General features: G+C 74.3%; 16 protein-coding genes and 1 pseudogene. 3 read left to right on the top strand and 14 right to left on the bottom strand.

The features are described from left to right. Nucleotides 1-73: 73 nt before the first annotated feature. The 8 genes from typA to ACZ5GH_RS22085 form a co-directional block, all read right to left on the bottom strand. The gene (typA, locus tag ACZ5GH_RS22120; protein ID WP_387749805.1) at nt 74-1978 is read right to left on the bottom strand and encodes a translational GTPase TypA; all 1905 of its coding nucleotides are present in this window, start codon (nt 1976-1978) and stop codon (nt 74-76) included. A 333-nt stretch (nt 1979-2311) separates the two neighbouring features. Next, complete coding sequence (locus tag ACZ5GH_RS22115) at nt 2312-4144, bottom strand: ABC transporter family substrate-binding protein (RefSeq protein ID WP_464335094.1); 1833 nt, start codon at nt 4142-4144, stop codon at nt 2312-2314. 145 nt (nt 4145-4289) lie between these two features. Continuing rightward, nucleotides 4290-6890 carry a SpoIIE family protein phosphatase gene (locus tag ACZ5GH_RS22110; RefSeq protein WP_387749799.1) on the bottom strand — a complete coding sequence of 867 codons (2601 nt, stop codon included), beginning with the start codon at nt 6888-6890 and terminating at the stop codon, nt 4290-4292. 228 nt (nt 6891-7118) lie between these two features. Next, nucleotides 7119-9866 carry a SpoIIE family protein phosphatase gene (locus ACZ5GH_RS22105; protein ID WP_387749796.1) on the bottom strand — a complete coding sequence of 916 codons (2748 nt, stop codon included), beginning with the start codon at nt 9864-9866 and terminating at the stop codon, nt 7119-7121. 265 nt (nt 9867-10131) lie between these two features. Next, nucleotides 10132-10635: an NUDIX domain-containing protein gene (locus ACZ5GH_RS22100; RefSeq protein WP_387749793.1), complete on the bottom strand. Its 504-nt coding sequence runs from the start codon at nt 10633-10635 to the stop codon at nt 10132-10134. 32 nt (nt 10636-10667) lie between these two features. After that, nucleotides 10668-10859, bottom strand: a complete 192-nt coding sequence (locus ACZ5GH_RS22095) for an SPOR domain-containing protein (RefSeq protein WP_387749790.1) — start codon at nt 10857-10859, stop codon at nt 10668-10670. A gap of 219 nt (nt 10860-11078) precedes the next feature. Beyond that, nucleotides 11079-12671: a DUF4190 domain-containing protein gene (locus ACZ5GH_RS22090; RefSeq protein ID WP_464335093.1), complete on the bottom strand. Its 1593-nt coding sequence runs from the start codon at nt 12669-12671 to the stop codon at nt 11079-11081. Between the two features lie 217 nt (nt 12672-12888). Next, nucleotides 12889-13707 (bottom strand): methyltransferase domain-containing protein, encoded by an 819-nt coding sequence (locus tag ACZ5GH_RS22085; RefSeq protein WP_464335092.1) that lies wholly within the window; start codon nt 13705-13707, stop codon nt 12889-12891. 176 nt (nt 13708-13883) lie between these two features. Between ACZ5GH_RS22085 and ACZ5GH_RS22080 the strand changes: the two are divergent. Together ACZ5GH_RS22080 and ACZ5GH_RS22075 are read left to right on the top strand one after the other, a co-directional pair. Then, a pseudogene (locus ACZ5GH_RS22080) lies at nt 13884-15031 on the top strand (dihydrofolate reductase family protein). A 52-nt stretch (nt 15032-15083) separates the two neighbouring features. Further along, nucleotides 15084-15746, top strand: a complete 663-nt coding sequence (locus tag ACZ5GH_RS22075) for an HAD-IA family hydrolase (protein WP_464335091.1) — start codon at nt 15084-15086, stop codon at nt 15744-15746. Nucleotides 15747-15963: 217 nt separating this feature from the next. On the opposite strand, the gene ACZ5GH_RS22070 is transcribed toward ACZ5GH_RS22075, so the two are convergent. The 4 genes from ACZ5GH_RS22070 to ACZ5GH_RS22055 all read right to left on the bottom strand — a co-directional run bounded on the left by ACZ5GH_RS22070 (nt 15964) and on the right by ACZ5GH_RS22055 (nt 18220). Beyond that, nucleotides 15964-16218 carry a Txe/YoeB family addiction module toxin gene (locus ACZ5GH_RS22070; protein ID WP_387749780.1) on the bottom strand — a complete coding sequence of 85 codons (255 nt, stop codon included), beginning with the start codon at nt 16216-16218 and terminating at the stop codon, nt 15964-15966. After that, nucleotides 16215-16496, bottom strand: coding sequence for a type II toxin-antitoxin system Phd/YefM family antitoxin (locus tag ACZ5GH_RS22065; RefSeq protein ID WP_344325967.1), 282 nt, complete (start codon nt 16494-16496; stop codon nt 16215-16217). The genes ACZ5GH_RS22070 and ACZ5GH_RS22065 overlap by 4 nt, the downstream gene beginning before the upstream one ends. 176 nt (nt 16497-16672) lie before the next feature. Continuing rightward, a complete protein-coding gene (gene ychF, locus ACZ5GH_RS22060; protein ID WP_464335090.1) occupies nt 16673-17746 on the bottom strand; it encodes a redox-regulated ATPase YchF in 1074 nt (357 codons plus the stop codon). An 84-nt stretch (nt 17747-17830) separates the two neighbouring features. Continuing rightward, the gene (locus tag ACZ5GH_RS22055) at nt 17831-18220 is read right to left on the bottom strand and encodes a VOC family protein (protein ID WP_387749774.1); all 390 of its coding nucleotides are present in this window, start codon (nt 18218-18220) and stop codon (nt 17831-17833) included. A 176-nt stretch (nt 18221-18396) separates the two neighbouring features. On the opposite strand from ACZ5GH_RS22055, the gene ACZ5GH_RS22050 reads away from it, so the two are divergent. After that, nucleotides 18397-19029, top strand: a complete 633-nt coding sequence (locus ACZ5GH_RS22050; protein WP_387749772.1) for a DUF6542 domain-containing protein — start codon at nt 18397-18399, stop codon at nt 19027-19029. A 131-nt stretch (nt 19030-19160) separates the two neighbouring features. On the opposite strand, the gene ppgK is transcribed toward ACZ5GH_RS22050, so the two are convergent. Both ppgK and ACZ5GH_RS22040 read right to left on the bottom strand, forming a co-directional pair. Then, nucleotides 19161-19907, bottom strand: a complete 747-nt coding sequence (gene ppgK / locus ACZ5GH_RS22045) for a polyphosphate--glucose phosphotransferase (protein WP_387749769.1) — start codon at nt 19905-19907, stop codon at nt 19161-19163. 297 nt (nt 19908-20204) lie between these two features. Continuing rightward, complete coding sequence (locus ACZ5GH_RS22040; RefSeq protein ID WP_387749766.1) at nt 20205-21179, bottom strand: 4-hydroxy-3-methylbut-2-enyl diphosphate reductase; 975 nt, start codon at nt 21177-21179, stop codon at nt 20205-20207. Nucleotides 21180-21185 lie beyond the last annotated feature (6 nt).

Below are 21185 nucleotides of genomic sequence, written 5' to 3'. Positions count from 1 at the left end.
AAAAAGTTCGCCCCCCTCTCCATGGGAAAGGGGGGCGAATCATTCCGGCCAATGGCCGTTCAGTGCGTCCGGATCACGCCTTCTTGGCGCGCGAGGCAGTGCGTCCGCGGTCCTTCTGGTCAAGGACGACCTTACGGATGCGAACCGTCTCCGGGGTCACCTCGATGCACTCGTCCTCGCGGCAGAACTCCAGCGACTGCTCCAGCGAGAGCTTGCGCGGCGGGACGATCGACTCGGCCACGTCGGCGGTCGAGGACCGCATGTTGGTGAGCTTCTTCTCCTTGGTGATGTTCACGTCCATGTCGTCGGAGCGCGAGTTCTCACCGACGATCATGCCCTCGTACACCTCGGTGCCCGGCTCGCAGAAGAGCACGCCGCGCTCCTGGAGGTTGGTCATCGCGAAGGCGGTGACCACGCCGGCGCGGTCGGCGACCAGCGAGCCGTTGTTGCGGGTGGTCAGGGTGCCGAACCACGGCTCGTGGCCCTCGTGGATCGAGTGCGCGATGCCGGTGCCGCGGGTGCTGGTGAGGAACTCGGTCCGGAAGCCGATCAGGCCGCGGGACGGGACGACGAACTCCATCCGGACCCAGCCCGAGCCGTGGTTGGACATGTTGTCCATCCGGCCCTTGCGGACGCCCATGAGCTGGGTGACGGCACCCATGTGCTCCTCGGGCACGTCCACGGTGAGGCGCTCGACCGGCTCGTGGGTCTTGCCGTTGACCTCCTTGGTGACCACCTGCGGCTTGCCGACGGTCAGCTCGAAGCCCTCGCGGCGCATGGTCTCGATCAGGATGGCCAGCGCCAGCTCACCGCGGCCCTGCACCTCCCAGGCGTCCGGACGCTCGGTGTCCAGCACGCGCAGCGAGACGTTGCCGATCAGCTCGCGGTCCAGGCGGTCCTTCACCTGGCGGGCGGTGACCTTGCGGTCCACCTTGGCGCCGGACTTGGCGTCCGCGCCCTTGCCGCTGCCGCCACGGCCGACCAGCGGCGAGGTGTTGGTGCCGATGGTCATCGAGATGGCCGGCTCGTCCACCGTGATCAGCGGCAGCGCGATCGGGTTCTCCGGGTCGGCCAGGGTCTCGCCGATCATGATGTCGGAGATGCCGGCGACGGCGCAGATGTCACCGGGGCCGGCCACCTCGGCCGGCTTGCGGGTGAGCGCCTCGGTCATCAGCAGCTCGGAGATGCGGACGTTCGAGATGCTGCCGTCGCGCTTGATCCAGGCCACGGTCTGGCCCTTGCGCAGCTCGCCCTGCTCGACGCGGAGCAGCGCGATGCGGCCGAGGAAGTTGTCGGCGTCCAGGTTGGTGACGTGGGCCTGGAGCGGGGCGTCCTCGTCGTAGCTGGGGGCCGGGACGTGCTCCAGCAGGGTGGAGAAGAACGGCTCCAGGTTGGTGCTGTCGGCCGGGACGGTGCCGTTCTCCGGCTTGGTCAGCGAGGCGACGCCGTCTCGGGCGCAGGCGTAGACGATCGGGAACTCGATCTGGTCCTCGTCCGCGTCCAGGTCCAGGAACAGGTCGTAGGTCTCGTTGATGACCTCGTCGATCCGGGAGTCCGGACGGTCGGTCTTGTTGATGCAGAGGATGACGGGCAGACGGGCCGAGAGCGCCTTGCGGAGCACGAAGCGGGTCTGCGGCAGCGGGCCCTCGGAGGCGTCGACCAGCAGGACGACGGCGTCCACCATCGACAGACCGCGCTCGACCTCGCCACCGAAGTCGGCGTGGCCCGGGGTGTCGATGATGTTGATGGTGATCGGCGCGCCACCATCCTTGGGGTGGTACTTGACCGCGGTGTTCTTCGCGAGAATGGTGATGCCCTTCTCGCGCTCCAGGTCGTTGGAGTCCATCATCCGGTCATCGAGCTGCTGGTGGGCGGCGAAGGCGCCGGCCTGCTTCAGCATGGCGTCGACCAGAGTGGTCTTGCCGTGGTCGACGTGGGCGACGATGGCGACGTTACGGATGTCGTTGCGCGTGGGCATGCCTAGCGGATTCTCCCGGAATCGTGGGTTGCGGCGCCCGGCTGCGTGACGCGCACTTGCGATCCCTGTCGATCGCCGCCGCCCGTTCCGCCTGCTACTACCGGTCCACCCGCCGGGCACATGGCCATGCCTCGGCTTCCTCCTATCGTACGGGGAAGCACCGAGGTGGGCAGAAACGAGCAGGTCGGGCGGGATCAAGATCACAGGCGGGTCACGCGCCCGTCACCTCGCGGCCGGGTCCCCGCCCCCTTCCGTTCGTGATCCGACGACTCGGTACCCCGCTGCCCCGGAGCTCCGCGCCGGCGTCGGAGGCGACCTCGTGGGACGGGACGGCTACCCGCTCCAGCCCACGTCCTGGAAGCGCGGCCACCCGAAGCCGTACGCGCCCGCGCCGACCACCCCGGTGCGGACCCCGACCAGCTCCGGCCGCTGGTAGAGCGGCACCGAGTGCCCGAGCTGCCAGATCCGTACGTCCGCCTCCTGGAGCAGGTCCAGCCGGGTCGCCGGGTCGGGTTCGGCGGCGGCCCGGTCGAACAGCCGGTCGATCTCCTCGGTGCCGCCGCGGCCGAAGTTGCCGCCCGGGTCGGGCACCCCGTCGGGGTCCGGCCGGGGCTTGGCGTAGGCGGGGCGCTGTTCGCCCGCCGGGCTGGGGCCGACCGGCCAGGAGAAGAGCGCGAGGTCGTAGTCCCCGGCCGCCAGGTGCTGCCCGACGAAGGACTCGGCGGACGCGGGCACCTGCCGCACCGCGATCCCGGACTCCGCGAGGCCGGCGGTGAGCGCGTCGGCGGTGCGCCTGGCCGTCGCCGAACCGGCCGGGACGAGCAGCGAGAGGTCGAGCGGCTTGCCGTCCTTGGTCCGGGCGCCACCGCCGGCGGGCCGCATCCAGCCCGCGTCGTCCAGCAGCCGGCCCGGGTCCCCCGGACCGGCCGCGCCGCTGTTGTCCCGGTAGCCCTCCTGGTCGCCCGCGAGCAGGTGGTTGCCCAGCGGCGCGGCGGGCAGACCGAGCGGGGTGAGCGCGGCGTCGGCGACCCGCCGCCGGTCGACGGCCAGGGTGAGGGCTCGGCGCACCAGCGGGTCGGTCAGCGGGCCGCGCGCGGTGTTGAGGGTGAGCTGGGTGAGCGAGGCCGCGGCGGCCCGGTGCACGGTGACACCGGGCAGCGACTCGGCCCGCCGCAGCGCCAGTGCCGCCGCCTCGGGCGCGGCCGCCGGGGGCGGTGCGGCGGACCCGGAGGCGGTGGCGGGGGCCGAAGCGGGGGCGGAGGCCGGGGCCGAAGCGGTGGCCGGGGAGGCGGCCGGTACCGCCCGGTCCACCGCCGCGGTGAGCGGGGCGACGTCCAGCCGGCCCTGGCCCAGCGCGTCCAGCCGCTGGTCGGGCGGCACGGCGATGAAGTCGATCCGGTCGGCCTTCGGCCGGTCGCCCCACCAGAGCGGGCTGCGCGTCAGGCTGACCGTCCCGCCCTCGGCGTCGTACCGGGAGAGGGTGTACGGCCCCGCGCTCGGCCGGCCGCCGGTCAGTGGCCGGCCGAAGGCGGCCGGGGTGGCCGTCTCGGCGGCCGGGTAGAGCGGCCCGAACAGCGAGCGCCACTCCGCGTACGGCCGCCGGAAGGTCACCCGCACCTCGTGCGGGTCGGCGCCCTGGACGACCGAGTCGACGGCGTCGTACCCGGCCACCCTCCGGCCCCGGTAGGCCGGGTCCAGGCCGGACAGCGCGGTCCGCTGGGCGTCGAGGTCGGCGGCCGAGACCGGGGTGCCGTCGCTCCAGACGGCGCGCGGGTTGAGCCGGTAGGTCACCACCTGCGGCGACTGCCCGGGCGGAGTGGAGTCGGTGCCCGCCAGGTAGTCCGGGTCGGGGACGAGCCGGCCGTGCTCGTCGGGCCGGAACAGCGAGGGGTACAGCGCGTGGGCGAGCAGCGCCGAGTCGGCGGTCGCCGCGCCCTGGTAGGCGTTCAGCGTGGCCGGGACGCCGTCCACCGCCCAGCGCAGCGTGCCGCCGTCCCGGACGGCGGTGCGGTCGGCGGGCCGGACGTCCCCGGTGGTGGCGGTGGGCTCGGCCGGGACGGGCGCGGGGGCCGGCGTGCGGGCGGGCCCCGGGTCGCCGGAGCAGCCGCCGAGGCCGGCGGCGAGCAGCAGCGCGGCGGCTGCGGTGGTGAGCTGGCGGACGCGCATGGCGGCCATCGAACGCCGCCCGGGGCGCCGGGCCCGGGCCGACACGGCGGGCCGCCGGGCGACTGCACCCGTCCGGCCCACCGCTCCGGGCGGTCCGGGCGCGTCCTTCGGGTCCAGCCGGGCCCGCGGGACCGTCCGACCCGCCCTACAGCGCCAGCTCGAACCAGACGATCTTGCCCTTGGGGGTGCGCCGGCTGCCCCAGCGCTCCGCCAGCAGGCTGACCAGCTGCAGGCCGCGCCCGCCCTCGTCGGTCTCCTGGGCGCGCCGCTGCCGGGGCTGCGCGTAGCCGTCGTCCCAGACCTCGCAGACCAGGCTGCGCTCGCGCAGCAGCCGCAGCCGGATCTCGCCCCGCCCGTGCTTGAGCGCGTTGGTGACCAGCTCGCTGACCAGCAGCTCGGTGGTGTCGACCAGCTCCTCCAGCCCCCGGGAGAGCAGCCAGCTGCACGCCAGCTCACGGGCCTTGGCCACCGAGGTGGGCTCGGGCGGCAGGAACCAGTTGCCGACGGCGTCGTCGGGGAAGGCGTGCACCTTGGCCATCAGCAGGGCGATGTCGTCCTCGCCGTGGTGCGGGTTGAGCTCGCCGAGCACGTGGTCGCAGAGGTCCTCCAGCCCCTTGCCCTGGTCGGAGAGCGCGGAGCGGAAGGCCCGCAGGCCCTCGTCCAGCTGGTGCTTGCGGCTCTCCACCAGGCCGTCGGTGTAGAGGGCGAGCACGGCGCCGTCCGGGAGGTCGATCTCGACCTCCTCGAAGGGCTCGCCGCCGACGCCGAGCGGCAGCCCGGGCGGCACGTCGAGCATCCGGGAGCCCTCGCCGGGGCTGAGCAGCACGGGCGGCAGGTGGCCGGCGTTGGCGAAGATGCAGCGCCGGGTGACGGCGTCGTAGACCGCGTAGACGCAGGTGGCCAGGTAGACCTCGCGGGCCTCCTCGTCGGCCGTCGAGGTGAGGCGGCCGTACGGGGTGGGCGGGCCGGCCGGCACCGAGTCGTCGCCGAGGCCGCGGGCGATCTCGTCCAGGGCGCCGAGCACCTCGGCGGGGTCGAGGTCGAGCATCGCCAGGGTGCGGACGGCGGTGCGCAGCTGGCCCATCGCGACGGCGGCGCGCAGGCCGCGGCCCATCACGTCGCCGATGACCAGCGCGGTGCGGTTGCCGGGCAGCGGGATGACGTCGAACCAGTCGCCGCCGACCTCGGTGTTGTTGTTGCTGGGCAGGTAGCGGCAGGCGATCTCCAGACCGCTGGCGGCCGGGTTGCCCGGGGGCAGCAGGCTGCGCTGGAGGATCAGCGCCCGCTCGTGCTCGCGCCGGTAGAGCCGGGCGTTGTCGATGCAGACGGCGGCGCGGGCGACGAGTTCCTCGGCGATCGCCACGTCGCGGGCGTCGAAGGGCTCGCTGCCGATCGCCCGGGAGAGCTGGACGAGGCCGAGCACCTGGTCGCGGGCGACCAGCGGGACGATCAGGGTGGAACGCAGCAGCGGGTCGGGCCCCGGCTCGGGGACGACGCTGCGGCCGGTGCGCAGGGCCCGGGCGTGCGGGGAGCGGCGCGGGTAGCAGAGGGTGCCGCCGGCCTCGGCGATCGGCAGGCCGGTGACCGAGCCGAGCACCGAGGAGGCGCCGCCGACCACGCTGGAGACGGCGACCCGGCGCAGTTCACCGCTGCCGTCGGTGAGCACGGTGTCGCCGAGCCGGCCGGCGCTGGGCACCGTCTCGCCGGAGAGCAGCGCGGTGTAGAGGTCGACGGTGGCGAGGTCGCAGAACGGCGGGACGACGACGTCCAGCAGTTCCTTGGCGGTGGTCTCCAGGTCCAGCGTGGAGCCGATGTGGGCGCTGGCCTCGTTGAGCAGGGCCAGGTTGCGGCGCACCCCGTCGGCCTCGCGCTCGGCGACGTGCCGGCTGGTGACGTCGGAGACCTGCCCGGCCACGCCCATGGTCTGCCCGGCGGAGCCGTTCAGGCGGTAGAGCGAGACGGCCCAGAGCCGGTTGCCCTCGCGGGTCGGGACGGCGCCGTGGAAGCGCAGGTCGAAGACGGGCTCGCCGGTGGCCAGGACCTTGCGCAGGGCGGCGCTGAGCCGGTCGGCCTCGGACGGCGGGAAGAGGTCGTGCGGGGTGAGGCCCTCCAGGTCGGTGGGGACCAGGCCCATGCCGGAGGCGAAGGCGTCGTTGACCCGCTGCAGCCGCAGCCGGTCGTCGAACAGCACGAAGCCGGTGGGCGTCTGCCCGAAGACGGCCTCCGAGGCGGCCAGGTCGGTCTCGATCCGGCGCAGCCGCCCGAGGTCGACGGCCAGACAGGTGGCGCCCGCGGTGGGCAGGGCGCTGTCGGGCATCAGGTAGAGCTCGGCGAGCCCCTCGCCGCCGCCGGCGTCCCGGTACGGGGTGGTGCCGACCCACTCCTCGCCCGCCAGGGTGCGCTCCAGCCGGACCCGGCCGCGCTGCCAGAGCTCGCGGGGGACGAAGGTGGTGATCGGGTCGGAGCCGACGGCTTCGGCGGCCGGGACGCCGAAGAACTCGGCGGCGCGCTCGCTCCACTGGCTGATCCGCCCGTCGGGGCCGATCGCGAAGGTGGCGACCCGGATGTAGTCGTAGATCGAGCCCGGGTCGCCGCCGCCCCACGCCCGGTCCTCGGGGACGGGGCGGTGGCCGCGGCCGGTGACCGCGCCGTCCGCCGCGGGCAGGTGCGCGGAACCGGCCTGCCCGGGTACGGCGGCATGACCGCTGCTGCTCGGCGACGCGCTCCGCGCCGGAGTGCTGTTCAACGGACCGACCCCTCCAACCCGCGACCGTCCGGATGTCGAGAAGACCGAGTATTCATCATCGAGGGGTGCGTTCACACGCCCTCAACATCACAACATCAGATCGGGCGAAGGTTTTTGTCCTACCGCCCGCGCAACCACAATGCCACGCTCGCGCCCCCTTCCGGAGCGCGCGCTCCCCCTGAGCGCCCGATGGCATATGCGGCACCGCTCCCCTGCTGTTCGCTCCGCTCACGATCCGTCGGACTCATTACCCGGCAGCGCCTGCTCGAACCAGACCACCTTGCCGATGCCCTCGGCCCGGGCGCCCCAGCGCAGCGCCAGGCGGTGGACCAGTTCCAGCCCGCGCCCGCCCTCGTCGACCTCGGCCGCGTGCCGCTCCCGGGGCGGGTCGGGCAGTGGGTCGGAGATCTCGACCAGCAGCGTCTCACCGAGCGTCAGCCGCACCCCGATGGGGGCGCTGGCGTACCGGACGGCGTTCGTGACCAGCTCGCTGACCAGCAGCTCGGCGGTGTCGGTGAGCTCCTCGACGCTCCACTCGACGAGCGTGGCGCGGACCAGCCGGCGGGCCCGGGAGACGGCGGTGGGCTCGGCCGGCAGCGTCCAGCCCGCCGTCGGGGTGCCGGCCTGGCCGTGGCCGAGCCGGGCCAGCAGCAGCGCGACGTCGTCCGGCTCCCGGCCCTGCTCCATGGTGTCCAGCACCGCCTCGCAGGCGGCCTGGATCGAGGCGTGCGGCTCCTGGAGCACGGTGACCAGCCGGCCGAGGCCGACGTCCAGGTCCTTGTCCCGGGACTCGACCAGGCCGTCGGTGCACAGCGCCAGCAGGCTGCCCTCGGGGATCTTCAGTTCGACCGATTCGAACGGAACTCCGCCCACGCCGAGCGGGGCGCCGGAGGGCAGGTCGAGGATGCGGCCGGCGCCGCCGGGCAGCGGGCCGCCGGTGCGGGTCGGCTCCCCGGCGTCCCCGCCCGGCACCACCAGCACCGGCGGGATGTGCCCGGCCTTGGCGACGGTGAGCCGGGCCGTCGCCGGGTCGAAGACCGCGTAGACGCAGGTGGCCAGCAGCGCCTCGTCCGGCCCCTGGGCGAGGTCGTCGGCCAGCTCGTGGACGTGCCGCAGCAGGACGTCCGGCGGCAGGTCGAGGGCGGCCAGCACCCGGACGGCGGTGCGCAGCCGCCCCATGGTGGCGGCGGCCCGCAGGCCGTGGCCCATCACGTCGCCGACCACCAGCGCGGTGCGGTCGCCGGGCAGCGGGATGACGTCGAACCAGTCGCCGCCGACCTCGGTGCCGCTGCTGCCGGGCACGTACCGGTAGGCGACCTCGACGCCGGTGGGCTGCGGGACCTGCTGCGGGAGCAGGGTGCGCTGGAGGGTGAGCGCGGCGGTGCGCTCGCGGGCGTAGAGGCGGGCGTTGTCCAGCGAGCTGCCGGCCCGGTCGGCCAGCTCGACGGTGAAGGCCAGGTCGTCCCGGTCGAAGCCCTCGCGGTAGCCGGCCCGGCTGACCAGCAGCAGGCCGATCACGATGCCGCGGGCGCGCAGCGGCACGACCAGCATCGAGTGCACGCCGAGGTCCCGGGCGGCCTGCATCTTCGGGTCGCCGGGGTAGGTGACGTCGTCCAGCTGCTCGGCGCCGGAGAGCAGCTCCGGCACGCCGGTGCGCAGCACCCGGCCGCAGACCGAGTCCTCGGCGAAGGTGATCCGGGCGCCGCGGCGGAGCATCACGTCCACCTCGGGGCCGTCCTGGACGGAGGCGGTGCCGAGCTGGAGCAGCGAGGTGCGCCGGTCGTGGCCGTGCCGGGGCAGGTCGTCACCGTGCGCGACGGCCTGGAGCAGGATCACCGCCGAGTGGTCGGTCAGCCGGGGGACGACCGAGCCGGCCAGCTCCTGGGCGATCCGGGAGGCGTCCAGCAGGTCGCCGACCCGGGAGCCGAACTCGTTGAGCAGCGAGAGCCGGCGCCGGGCGTGCTCGACCTTGGCGACCGCCCGGTAGCGCTCGGTCACGTCCATCACGGTGCCGGAGATGCCGAGGACCCGGCCGGAGCGGTCGGTCATCCGGCTGTAGGAGATCGAGCGGTAGCCGGCCCGGGTGGTGACCGGGGAGGCCAGGGTGACGTCGATGACCGGCTCGCCGGTGGCCAGCACCTGGCGCTGGATGGCGGTGATCTCGTCGGCGGCCCGCTCCGGCAGGGTCTCCCCGGTGGTGCGGCCGACGTGGTCGTCCGGGGCGACGCCGTTCATCTCGGCCAGCGTCCGGTTGACGGCGGTGTAGCGCAGGTCGGTGTCCAGGATGGCGATGCCCAGCGGGGACTGCTCGAACAGCGCGTCGCGCACCGCGAGGTCCCGCTCGACGGCCCGGACGGCGGCCGCCTCGGCCATGTTGACCTGGAGGAACGGGGTGCCGTCGCCGTCCACCAGGAGGGAGATCCGGGCGTCCACGGCGACCGGCAGGCCGTCCCGGTCGCGCAGCTCGGTGTGGCCGGCCCAGCGGCCCTGCCGCAGGGTGTCCTGGATCGCGGCCCGGATCCGGGCGACCTGCTCCCGGTCGGGGATCAGCTCGTCGATCCGGCGGCCGACCAGCAGCTCGTTCGGCCAGCCGAGCAGTTCCTCGGCGGCCGGGCTCCAGAGCACCACCCGGCCCGCGGTGTCCAGGATCGCGATGGCGACCTTGAGCATGTCCAGCAGGCTGCCCTCGGCGGGCGTGCCCTGGCCGCCCTGGACGTCGGCGGGCCCGCCGGGGAACGGCCGGGCGGGGCGGCCGCGCAGGCCGGAACGGGCGCCCGGGTCGGCCACCGCCAGGGTGGGCGCCGGATGGTCGGGCCGCACGGTGTCGGGGGCCTCGACGGTGCCGCCGCGGCGACGGCCGACCGGCGGCTGGGGGGCGGCCGGACGGGCGGCGCGGCGCAGTCGGGCGCGGGCGGCGGCGCTCCCCGCGGAACCTGCCCGCCGCTCTTCCCCGCCACCGTTCCCGGTACTCGACACCGACGGGGCCTCCGGCTCTGGTCGGGATCGGCGTCGCCGGCTGGGGACGGCTCACCGATGGTGACGAATACTGCCGAAAAGTGACATACCCAGCAGCACCCAGGCTATCCCGGCCCCTGGGTCGTCTTGTCCGATTGACCTACCCGGCGGACGGCGCGTCGCCGGCCGTCGGCTCGCCGTCCGGGGTTCCTGTCGGGGGCTCCTGTACAGGTGTCCGGCGGGCGTCCGCTCGGGCGTGCGGTGGGGCGTCCGCTCGGGCGTCTGCTCAGGCCTCCGCCCGGGCGTCCGTGAGCAGGCGGGCGACGTGCGGCAGCACGTCGCGGTCGTGGTCGATCCAGTCCACGGTGTCCAGCTCGTCCGGGCCCAGCCAGCGCAGCGCGTCGTGGTCCTCGAGTGCGCGCGGCTCGCCGGCCAGCAGTTCCGCGGCCCAGAAGCGCAGTTCCAGGCCGGGGCGCACGGCCCACGCGCCCGGCAGCCGGGTCAGCGCGCGCGCCCGGACGCCCAGCTCCTCCAGCAGCTCCCGCTCCAGCGCCTGCTCCTCGGTCTCGCCGGGCTCGGCCTTCCCGCCGGGGAACTCCCACCGGCCGGCCACCGACTCGGGCGCGCTGCGCCGGGCGGCGAGCACCCGGCCGCCGCGGACCAGCGCGCCGCCGACCACGATCCGGGGGGTGGCGGGGGCCTCGGGTACGGCGGGAGTCGTCGGAGCGGCGGGGGTGGCGGGGCTGCCGGATGTCCCGGGCGTGGGGTGGCTGGCGTGGGTCGCGTCCATGGCCCCGACCCTACGACCTGTCGCCGGGCGGCTCAGGCGTTGCGGAGCGTTCCGTCCGCCGCCTCCGGCCGGGCCTCCCCGTCCGCCTCGACCCAGTACATCTGCTTGTGGCCGCGGGCCTCGAACTCGGCGGCCAGCCGCCGGGCCCCGGCCCGGTCGAGGTCCCTGGCGACCAGGAAGCGGTTGCCGTTGTCGTCCTGCCGCATCACCCGGTAGGTGCCCATGGCGGGAGCGTACCGGGGGCTGCCGCGGGCCGTCCCGCTCCCAGTCGGGCCCGTTCACGGGACCGGCCCGTTCCGGCCCGTGCCCGTTCAAAGAAGCGGCCGGGCTGGTCCCCGGCTCGCGTGGGGGTCGGGCCGGGGACGTGGCCACGACCGTAGGGCCGACGGGTTACCGGCAGGTACGGGCGCGGTCAACGGCCGGTAACCGCCGGACGCGGCCGCTCAGACCCGCAGGTCGGGCGCCTGCTCGCCGGTGGACAGGCCCAGCCCCCGGCGGATCTCCACGTTCGTCGGCGCCGTCTTGGCCACCAGCGCCCTGGCCCGGCGGACGTCGCCCGCCACGTCGGTGCCGGCGGCCGCGGCGTCCCAGGCCGCGGCGGCCTGGGACTGGGCGTCGACCAGCTTGGCGATGTTCGGCTGGACGTCGGCCGGCCAGGGCACCGACGGCCCGCCCAGCACCGCCGCCTCGGTCCGGGAGGCCACGGCCACCCGCCGGGCCCACGCCCGGTACTCGGCCTCGGCCCCGGCGGGCTCGCCCTCCGGCGGGTCCCGGTAGACGTCGTTGAAGTCGCGGACGGCCTCCAGGTAGGCCAGCTGGGGCGCGGTCAGGCGGCTCCGGTCGGTGCGGACCGTCCCCTGGTGCCGGTCGTCGCGGTCCTCGAAGGCGCAGGTGACGGACCGCGCGCCGGACTCCCAGTTCCTCGCGGTCGGGTAGAGGTAGACGTCGTCCATGCCGTCCGGGACGACCCACTGGTCGAGCGCGTAGCCGTCCAGCACCTTGCGGCACAGCCGGCCGGCCGACTCACGGGCCGCGCTCTCGCCCGGGTAGAGGCCGTTGCCGCTCGGGATCTCGGCGCTGCCCGCCACCTCGCCGTGGTGCGGCTGGGCGCAGGCCACCCGGTGCACCCAGTACACCGTCACGTCGCCGTCCCCGTTCGCCGTCGAACCGCCCTCGGGGGAGTCGTAGCAGTCGCCGGCCCTGAGGTCGGACCAGTGCACCGAACCGGCCGGTGCCTTCGGGGCCTGGCCGAAGCGGCCGGCCCGCGGCGAGCTGAAGTCGGCCGCGCCGAGCAGGAGGGCCAGCAGCACCGTGCCGATCGTGCCGAGCACCAGGCCGGTCACCGCCATGCCGGAGCCGCGCTCCTTGCGGCGCTTGATCTGGACCAGCGCGAGGACGCCGAACACCAGGGCCACCGGGGCGACCAGGAGCAGCCCGGTGACCAGGGAGCCGACGGCGAAGCCGTTGGTGGGTGCGGGGCCGGGGAGGTACCCGGGGAAGGGGGCGGCGGCCGGGCCCTGGCCGGGGCCCGCGGCCGGGCCAGGGCCCGGGACCGGGGCGTAGGGGTGGGCGGGCTGGAAGCCGGACTGGGCGGCGGGGGTGACGGAGGCCCAGCCGCCGGCGGGCAGCGGGTGCGGGGGCTGGGGCGGGGCGGCCGACGGCGGGACGGCGCCGGACGGGGCCGGGGCGGGCGGGGCCGGGGCCGCGGACGGGCCGGCGGAGAAGTCGGGTGCGGCCCAGGGGTCGGCGGGGGCGGACTGCTCGGGTTCGGGCTGGGGCTCCGGCGCGGCCGCGATGGGCTCGGCGGGGCTCGGGGCGGGCTCGGCGGGCTCGGCGGCGTCCTTGCGGAAGTCCACCCGGGGGTCCTGACCGGCCGTCGGCGTCTGCGCCGGATCCGTGACCGCGTCGGCGCCCGCGTCCGTACCCGTGACCGCGTCCGTACCCGTGACCGCGTCCGTACCCGTGTCCGCGCCGGCCCCCGTGGCCGAGGGCGACTCCGGGCCCGGGACGGGCGGCTCGGACTCAGGCTTGGACACGTGGACTCCCCCAACCCGCCGGAACGGGCGTCGGCTCGGCGCTCGGCATCATGGCTCGGACCCGAACGGGCCCGATCTGAACGGTCGCGCGACTTTACCCGATCTTTCCGAACGCCTGCCCGCCCTCCCGGCCCGCGCTCCGTCCGCCCGCGCCCCTCGGCCCGCCGTCCGCCGGCCAGCCGTCCGCCGCCCAGTCGGCTCGGCCGACTCGGCCGGCTCAGCCCCGGGCCAGGACCTCACCGTGCAGCATCGAGAACCAGCCGTCCCCGGCGGAGCTCCACTCCCGCCAGCCGTCCGCGATCCGGCCCAGCTCGTCCCGGTCCGCGAAGCCCAGCCCGACCGCCGTCCGGCCCAGCGCGGTGCCCGTCACCCGGTCCGCCCACATCCCGCCCCACCAGGCGCGCTGCTCGGGCGTCGCGTACGTCCAGGTGGAGGCGCCGGCGGTGACGTCGGTGAAGCCGGCCGCGCGGGCCCAGGACAGCAGCCGCCGGCCGGCGTCCGGCTCACCGCCGTTGGCGCGGGCGGTCCGCCGGTACAGCTCCAGCCACCGGTCCAGCGCGGGCACCTCGGGGAACCAGGTCATCGAGGCGTAGTCGACGTCGCGCACCGCGACCACGCCGCCCGGCGCCGTCACCCGCCGCAGCTCGCGCAGCGCGGCCACCGGGTCGGCCACGTGCTGGAGCACCTGGTGGGCGTGCACCACGTCGAACTCGCCGTCGCGGTACGGCAGTCGGTGCACGTCGGCGTGCTCGACGACGACGTTGGACAGGCCCAGCCCGGCGATGTGTCCGGCGGCCTGCTCCAGCACCTCGGCGGAGGTGTCCACCGCGACCACCCGCCCCTGCGGGCCGACCAGCCCGGCCAGGTCCGCGGTGATCGTGCCCGGTCCGCAGCCGACGTCCAACAGGGCCTGTCCGGGCCGCAGTTCGGGCAGCAGGTAGCCGGCCGAGTCGGCGGCGGCGCGGGAGCGGTGCGAGCGCAGCACGGCCTCCTGGTGGCCGTGGGTGTAGACGGCGGCGGGCTGCGGTCCGGTCATGGGGTCCCCCTGGTGTGGCGACTGACTGCGGTCGGCCGCGGTGCTCCACGGCGCCTCCGACGCTACTCGCCGTCCCGCATCCCGAGAAGATCCGTCTCACACTCCGATCACTCGGGGACCGGAGCGCACCCGGCCGCCGTACCGTGGAGGCGCCCCCGACAGAACGGTCCCGCCAGATGCCCGGCCCGCGCCCCTACGTCCTGCTGAGCGCCGCCGTCTCCCTCGACGGCCACCTCGACGACGCCTCCCCCGACCGGCTGCTGCTCTCCAACGCCGCCGACTTCGACCGGGTCGACGAGGAGCGCGCGGCCGCCGACGCGATCCTGGTCGGCGGCAACACCCTGCGCGCCGACAACCCGCGGCTGCTGGTCAACGACCCCGGGCGCCGGGCCGCCCGCCTGGCGTCCGGCCGGCCCGAGCACCCGCTGAAGGTGACGCTCTCCGCGAGCGGCGGACTCGGCGCCGACCTGCGGTTCTGGCACACCGGCGGCGCCCGGCTCGCCTACACCACGGACGCCGGGGCCGCGGTGCTGCGCCCCCGGCTGGAGGGGCTGGCCGAGGTGGTCGCACTGGGCGGCGCGGTGGACCTCGGCGCGGTGCTGGACGACCTGGGCACCCGCGGGGTGCGGCGGCTGATGGTCGAGGGCGGCGGCGGCGTGCACACCCAGTTCCTGGCGCAGGGGCTCGCGGACGAGCTCCAGCTGGCCGTCGCCCCGCTGCTGGTCGGCCAGGCCGAGGCACCCCGGTTCGTCCGCCCGGCCGCGTTCCCTGGCGGCCCGGCCCGGCGGATGCGGCTGCTGGAGGCACGTACCGTGGGCGACGTCGTCCTGCTCAGGTACGCCCCCAAGGAGCCCGCGCCGTGACCCAGTCCGCGTCCACCGACCTCGACCACCTGCGCCGGGCCGTCGAACTCTCCCGCCGGTGCCCGCCGTCCGAGACGGCCTTCTCGGTCGGCGCGGTGATCGTCGGCGCCGACGGCACGGTGCTGGCGGAGGGCTACAGCCGGGAGACGGACCCGCACGACCACGCCGAGGAGGCGGCCCTGGCCAAGCTCCCGGCGGGTGACCCGCGGCTGCGCGGCGCGACCGTCTACAGCTCGCTGGAGCCCTGCGGACAGCGCGCCTCGCGGCCGGTGCCGTGCGCCCGGCTGCTCGTCGCGGCGGGCGTGCCGCGGGTGGTGGTCGCCTGGCGCGAGCCGGACCTGTTCGTCACCGACTGCCAGGGCACCGCGCTGCTGGCGGCGGCCGGGGTCGAGGTGGTGGAGCTGTCGGAGCTGGCCGAGGAGGCCCGCGCGGTCAACGCCCACCTGCTCGGACCCGCGTGACTTTTTGTATCATTCGACAACAAATGCTGTTCACCCCTTGAGGAGCCGTCCCATGCCCGCCGCCCCCGTCCGGCTGACCGCCCGAGCCGTCCTCCTGGACATGGACGGCACCCTGGTCGACTCCGACGCCGTGGTCGAGCGCTGCTTCGGCCGCTGGGCCGAGCGGCACGGCCTGGACCCGGCCGAGGTGCTCGCCGTCGCGCACGGCCGCCAGGGCCACGCGACCATGGCCCACTTCCTGCCGGACCGCCCGATGGAACTCAACCTGGCCGACAACGAGCGGATGCTCGCCGAGGAGCGCGCCGACACCGAAGGCGTCGTGCCGGTGCCCGGCGCCGCCGCCTTCCTCGCCTCGCTGGCCGGCCACCCGCACGCCCTGGTCACCTCCGCCGACCAGCCGCTCGCCCGGGTCCGGATGGCCGCCGCCGGTCTGCCGCTGCCGCCCGTCCTGGTCACCGCCGAGTCCGTCGGCGCCAGCAAGCCCGACCCCGAGGGCTTCCTCAAGGGCGCCGCCGCCCTCGGCTTCGCCCCCGCCGACTGCCTCGCCTTCGAGGACTCCGGCGCCGGCATCGCGGCCGCCAGGGCCGCCGGCACCCGCGTCGTCGGCATCGGCCCGCGCGCCCTCCCCCACCACCCCGACGCCCACGCCGCCACCCTCACCGCCGTCACCGTCACCGCCGCCCCCGACGGCCTCCTCACCGTCACCATCGGCTGAGCCCTCGCACGGCACCGATCCGGCACCTCCGAGCAGACCGGACGACGGCGAAGAGGCCGGACCCCGTGTGGGGAGTCCGGCCCCTTCGGACCGTGCACGGTGACCGGTCAGACGTTGAAGCGGAATACCCACCACGGCTGTGAGCTGTGGAAACGCTGACTCTGAAGGCCCAAGTCAGCACGGAATCAGCACGGTGACTCAGACACACAGCCAGCCATCAGTAGTGGTAGCGGGCGGCCAGAACAATGATCTCCCGGTCCGTCACCAAGTAGACGAGGCGGTGCTCGTCGTCGATCCGCCGCGACCAGGCCCCGGGCAAGTGGTACTTCAGTGGCTCGGGCTTGCCGATACCGGTGAACGGGTCGCGCAACACGTCCTCGATGAGCTTGTTGATCCGGGCGAGCATCTTGCGGTCGGTCTTGAGCCAGGAGGTGTAGTCCTCCCAGCCGCCTTCCTCAAAGACGAGCCTCACGCGGCACCCTTCTCGCCATCCGCCGCATCAGGGTCGATGAGCTCCCGCTCGGAAAGCCCTATGCCGCCGAGGGCGTTCTCGTACGCCTTGAGCAAGCGGCGGGCATTCACGGGCGAGCGCAACAGGTAGGAGCCTTCACGCAAGGCGGCATAGTCCTCGGCCGAGACGAGCACGGCATTTCCGTGCTTGGAGACGATCTCAATGGCCTCGTGATCGTCGTTGACCTTCTTGATCAACGGGAAGAGAGCCTTGCGCGCCTCGCTGGCAGTGATCGACATCGACTGGGCTCCTCCACTAGTGGTACCACATAACGTACCACTCGCATGGATGCAGTAAGCCGAAGAAGTCAGCACCAAGTCAGCACGGAAAAGAGATCGGGGCCCGCCTCAAGGGAGGCGGGCCCCGTCCGACCTGTGCATTCGACAGATCAAGCTATCTCAAAGCAATCAAACGCTCACACGTTGAAGCGGAACTCCACGACGTCGCCGTCCTGCATGACGTACTCCTTGCCCTCGATGCGGGCCTTGCCCTTGGCGCGGGCCTCGGCGATGGAGCCGGTCTCGACCAGGTCGGCGAAGGAGATCACCTCGGCCTTGATGAAGCCCTTCTGGAAGTCGGTGTGGATGACTCCGGCGGCCTCGGGGGCGGTGGCGCCCTTCTTGATGGTCCAGGCGCGGGTTTCCTTGGGGCCGGCCGTCAGGTAGGTCTGGAGGCCGAGGGTGTCGAAGCCGACCCGGGCGAGGGTGGCGAGGCCGGGCTCCTCCTGGCCCATGGACTGGAGGAGCTCCAGGGCCTCGGCGTCGTCCAGCTCGATCAGCTCGGACTCGATCTTGGCGTTCAGGAAGATCGCCTCGGCCGGGGCGACCAGCTCGCGCTGGGCCTTCTTGAAGTCCTCGTCGGCCAGCTCGTCCTCGTCCACGTTGAAGACGTAGAGGAAGGGCTTGGCGGTCAGCAGGTGGAGGTCGCGGATCGGGGCGGTGTCGAAGCCGGCCTCGAAGAGGGTCTTCCCGGTCTCCAGGATCGCCTGCGCGGCCTCGGCGGCGGCCAGCACGGCGGCGGTCTCCTTCTTGAGGCGCGCCTCCTTCTGGAGCCGCGGCAGGACCTTCTCGATGGTCTGGAGGTCGGCCAGGATCAGCTCGGTGTGGATGGTCTCGATGTCGTCCTTGGGCGACACCTTGCCGTCCACGTGCACCACGTCCGGGTCGGTGAAGGCGCGCACGACCTGGCAGATCGCGTCCGACTCGCGGATGTTGGCGAGGAACTTGTTGCCCAGGCCCTCGCCCTCGCTGGCGCCGCGCACGATGCCGGCGATGTCGACGAAGTCGACGGTCGCCGGGAGGATGCGCTGGGAGCCGAAGATCTCGGCCAGCTTGGCCAGCCGCTCGTCCGGGACGCCGACCACGCCGACGTTCGGCTCGATCGTGGCGAACGGGTAGTTGGCCGCCAGCACGTCGTTCTTGGTCAGGGCGTTGAACAGGGTCGACTTGCCGACGTTCGGCAGGCCGACGATTCCGATCGTGAGCGACATGAAGCGCAGTCCCGTGGGCTTGGAGGAGTTGGGTCGGCACCGTACGGGCCGACCCCCAAGTCTACGGGCAGCCCCCGCACTGCCTCACTCCTCGGTCGCCGCCGCCCGGGGCTCCAGGAACTCCAGCCGGTTGCCCAGGCTGTCGTCGGCGTAGAAGCGCCGGTGGCCGGGCAGGTTGTCGTCCCAGGTCACCTGGTGGCCGTGCGCGGTGAGGCGGTCGGCCAGCGCGTCCAGCGAGCGGACCAGGATGCCCGGGTGCCCCTTGCGGGACGGACGGAAGTCCGGGGTCACGCCCAGGTGCACCTCGACCCCGCCGCCGCGGAACCAGCAGCCGCCGCGGGCGGCCAGCACCGGCGGCTTCGCCAGCTCGGTCATCCCGAGCACGCCGGACCAGAAGGCCCGGCACGCGTCCTCGGCGCCGGCCGGGATGTCGAGCTGGACGTGATCGAGCCGTTCGAACGTGAAATCGGTCATGCTGTTCCCCCGTGAAGAGACCCGTGAACGGATCCGGTGATCGTCGTGCGTCGGCGCGACCGCGCAGGTCAGCCGACCTGAGTGACGATCACATGACTACTCCGCCAGGAGACACGGGACAAGACCTGAACGGTCCATTACACAGTGTGGCGATGATCGGACCGTACGTTGGGCGGGTGGAGCAGAGCACCCGTACCCAGCCGCCAGGGCCCAGACGCCGTCCGCCGACCCGCGCGGCGGCAGCCGCCGTCCCCGGTCCGGGCCGGGCCCCCGGGGCCGCCGGCACCCCCTCCGGGTCCGTCCCCGCCTCCCGGCTGCGCCCGGTGGCCGGCCCGTCCGGCGCCCCCCGCCCGACCGGGCCCCGGCTGCGGCTGCGCCTGCCCCTGCGCGGGCGCGGCGACGAGCAGCTGTACGGGCGGCGGCGCACCGGCCGGCCGACCCGGCTGACGGCCGTCGGCACCGGGGTGGCCGCCGTCCTGGCGACGCTCGCGGTGGCGGGCGTGGACCGGCTGCTGTTCGACGGCCTCGGCTGGCTGTTCGGCCTCGGCTACCTGGTGGTCTGCTTCCAGCTGGCCGTCCGGGTGCGCTACGCGGACCTGCTGGCCGCACCGATCAGCGGCCCGATCGCCTTCGCCGTCGCACTGCTGCTGCTCGAACCGGTGAACTCCCCGGGCGTCACCGCCCAGGTGGTCTCGCTGGCGACCGGGCTGGCGCTGCGGGCCGGCTGGCTGTTCTCCGGCACCGGGCTGGCCGCGCTGATCGTGCTCGCCCGGTTCGTCGCCCAGCGCCGGATCCACCGCGCACGCTGAGGCCGTACCCGTCGGCACCCCGGCCGCACCCCACCCACCGGCACCCCACCCGCCGGCACCCCGCCCGCCGGCCGAAGCCGTTCCGGCGAGGCGCCGCCCGACCAGGCCGCCGGCCCACCGGGGGACGCCCCTCAGACCTCCGCCCTGGCCGCCGCCATGGCGGCTCCGACGATGCCCGCGTCGTTGCGCAGCTCCGCCGGGACGATCCGCGCCGCGCGGTCCTTCAGCAGCGGCAGGAACTTCTCGTGCTTGCGGCTGACCCCGCCGCCGATCACGATCAGCCGCGGCGAGAACAGCGTCTCCACCACGTCCAGGTACTCGTCGACCCGCCCGGCCCACTCTTCCCAGTTCAGCCCGTGCCGCTCCTTGGCGGCCGAGGAGGCCCGGCGCTCGGCGTCCTTGCCGCGCACCTCCAGGTGGCCCAGCTCGGTGTTGGGCACCAGCACGCCGTCCACGAACAGGGCGCTGCCGATGCCGGTCCCGAAGGTGAGCACCAGGACCACGCCCGGCTCGCCCCGCCCGGCGCCGTGCGTCAGCTCGGCCAGCCCGGCCGCGTCCGCGTCGTTCAGGACGGTCGCGGGCATCCCCAGCGCCTGGCGGAAGAGGCCGGCCGCGTCCAGGCCGATCCAGCCCTTGTCCACGTTGGCCGCCGTCCTGGTGCGGCCGTCGACGACCACGCCGGGGAAGGTCAGCCCGACCGGGCCCTGGTGGTCGAAGTGGCGGATCACCTCGCAGACGGCGGCGACCACGGCCTCGGGGGAGGACGGCTGCGGGGTGAGCACCTTGTGGCGCTCCTGGGCGAGCGCGCCCCGGGCGAGGTCGACGGGCGCGCCCTTGATCCCCGAGCCGCCGATGTCCACGCCGAATACCGCCGTCATCCCGTCCACCCTCCGCCGTCGGCCGCGGGACCGGCTCAGGACCGTCCGCGGCCGGTGAATCGTCCACAGCCTGTGCACAAAACTACGAGAGCGCGCCCGGGCGCGCACAGCAGGACACCGAACCGCGGGACACCGCACAGCCGGAAAGCGCGCAGCGGGAACCCGCGCACCCCGGGAAAGCACCCCGGGAAAGCGCTCCGGGAAGCCGCACCAGCGGCCGCACGGCGGAGCGGCAGGCCGCCGCCGCAGCGGAAAGGGCCGGCACCCCCGACGGGGTGCCGGCCCTTCCGGGTCGGGTCAGAGCTTGCCCGCCGCCTCGGCGCGCAGGTCGCGGCGCAGCTCCTTGGGCAGCGAGAAGATCAGGTGCTCCTCGGCGGTCTTGACCGTCTCGACCGTGTCGTAACCGCGCGCGGCCAGGAACTCCAGCACGCCGTCGACCAGGATCTCCGGCACCGAGGCGCCGCTGGTCAGGCCGACCGTGGTGACGCCCTCCAGCCACTCCTCGCGGATCTCCTCGGCGAAGTCCACCAGGTGGGCGGCCTTGGCACCGTACTCCAGGCCGACCTCGACCAGGCGGACGGAGTTGGAGGAGTTCTTGGAGCCGACCACGATCAGCAGGTCGGCCTCCGGGGCCAGCTGCTTGACCGCGACCTGGCGGTTCTGGGTGGCGTAGCAGATGTCGTCGCTGGGCGGGCTGACCAGCGCCGGGAAGCGGTTCTTCAGCTCGCCGACGGTGGCCATGGTCTCGTCCACCGACAGGGTGGTCTGGGACAGCCAGACGACCTTGGACTCGTCCCGGACCCGCACGTTGGCGACGTCCTCGGCGCCGTCCACCAGGTGGATCCGGTCCGGGGCCTCGCCCATGGTGCCGATGACCTCCTCGTGGCCCTCGTGGCCCACCAGCAGGATGTCGAAGCCCTCGTCGGCGAAGCGCACGGCCTCCTTGTGCACCTTGGTGACCAGCGGGCAGGTCGCGTCGATGGTGGCGAGCTTGCCGGCCCGCGCCTCGTCGTGGACGGACGGGGCGACGCCGTGCGCGGAGAAGACGACGATCGAGCCCTCGGGCACCTCCTCCGTCTCGTCGACGAAGATCGCGCCCTTCTTCTCCAGGGTCTGCACCACGTACTTGTTGTGGACGATCTGCTTGCGGACGTAGATGGGCGCCCCGTACTGCTCCAGGGCCTTCTCCACGGCGATCACGGCGCGGTCGACTCCCGCGCAGTAGCCCCGGGGGGCGGCGAGCAGGACACGGCGCTGCGCGGTCTTGGACATGGATCC

It is taken from the genome of Kitasatospora sp. Xyl93, assembly GCF_055383135.1.
This window is presented reverse-complemented; position numbering and strand designations above follow the sequence as displayed.

Bases quoted from the DNA above. Each gene is read 5' to 3' on its own strand.
- ppgK (WP_387749769.1), bottom strand. From the start codon at position 19,907: ATGACGGCGGTATTCGGCGTGGACATCGGCGGCTCGGGGATCAAGGGC.
- ACZ5GH_RS22075 (WP_464335091.1), top strand. From the start codon at position 15,084: ATGCCCGCCGCCCCCGTCCGGCTGACCGCCCGAGCCGTCCTCCTGGAC.
- ychF (WP_464335090.1), bottom strand. From the start codon at position 17,746: ATGTCGCTCACGATCGGAATCGTCGGCCTGCCGAACGTCGGCAAGTCG.
- ACZ5GH_RS22055 (WP_387749774.1), bottom strand. From the start codon at position 18,220: ATGACCGATTTCACGTTCGAACGGCTCGATCACGTCCAGCTCGACATC.
- ACZ5GH_RS22100 (WP_387749793.1), bottom strand. From the start codon at position 10,635: ATGGACGCGACCCACGCCAGCCACCCCACGCCCGGGACATCCGGCAGC.
- ACZ5GH_RS22040 (WP_387749766.1), bottom strand. From the start codon at position 21,179: ATGTCCAAGACCGCGCAGCGCCGTGTCCTGCTCGCCGCCCCCCGGGGC.
- typA (WP_387749805.1), bottom strand. From the start codon at position 1,978: ATGCCCACGCGCAACGACATCCGTAACGTCGCCATCGTCGCCCACGTC.
- ACZ5GH_RS22115 (WP_464335094.1), bottom strand. From the start codon at position 4,144: ATGCGCGTCCGCCAGCTCACCACCGCAGCCGCCGCGCTGCTGCTCGCC.
- ACZ5GH_RS22085 (WP_464335092.1), bottom strand. From the start codon at position 13,707: ATGACCGGACCGCAGCCCGCCGCCGTCTACACCCACGGCCACCAGGAG.
- ACZ5GH_RS22095 (WP_387749790.1), bottom strand. From the start codon at position 10,859: ATGGGCACCTACCGGGTGATGCGGCAGGACGACAACGGCAACCGCTTC.
- ACZ5GH_RS22065 (WP_344325967.1), bottom strand. From the start codon at position 16,496: ATGTCGATCACTGCCAGCGAGGCGCGCAAGGCTCTCTTCCCGTTGATC.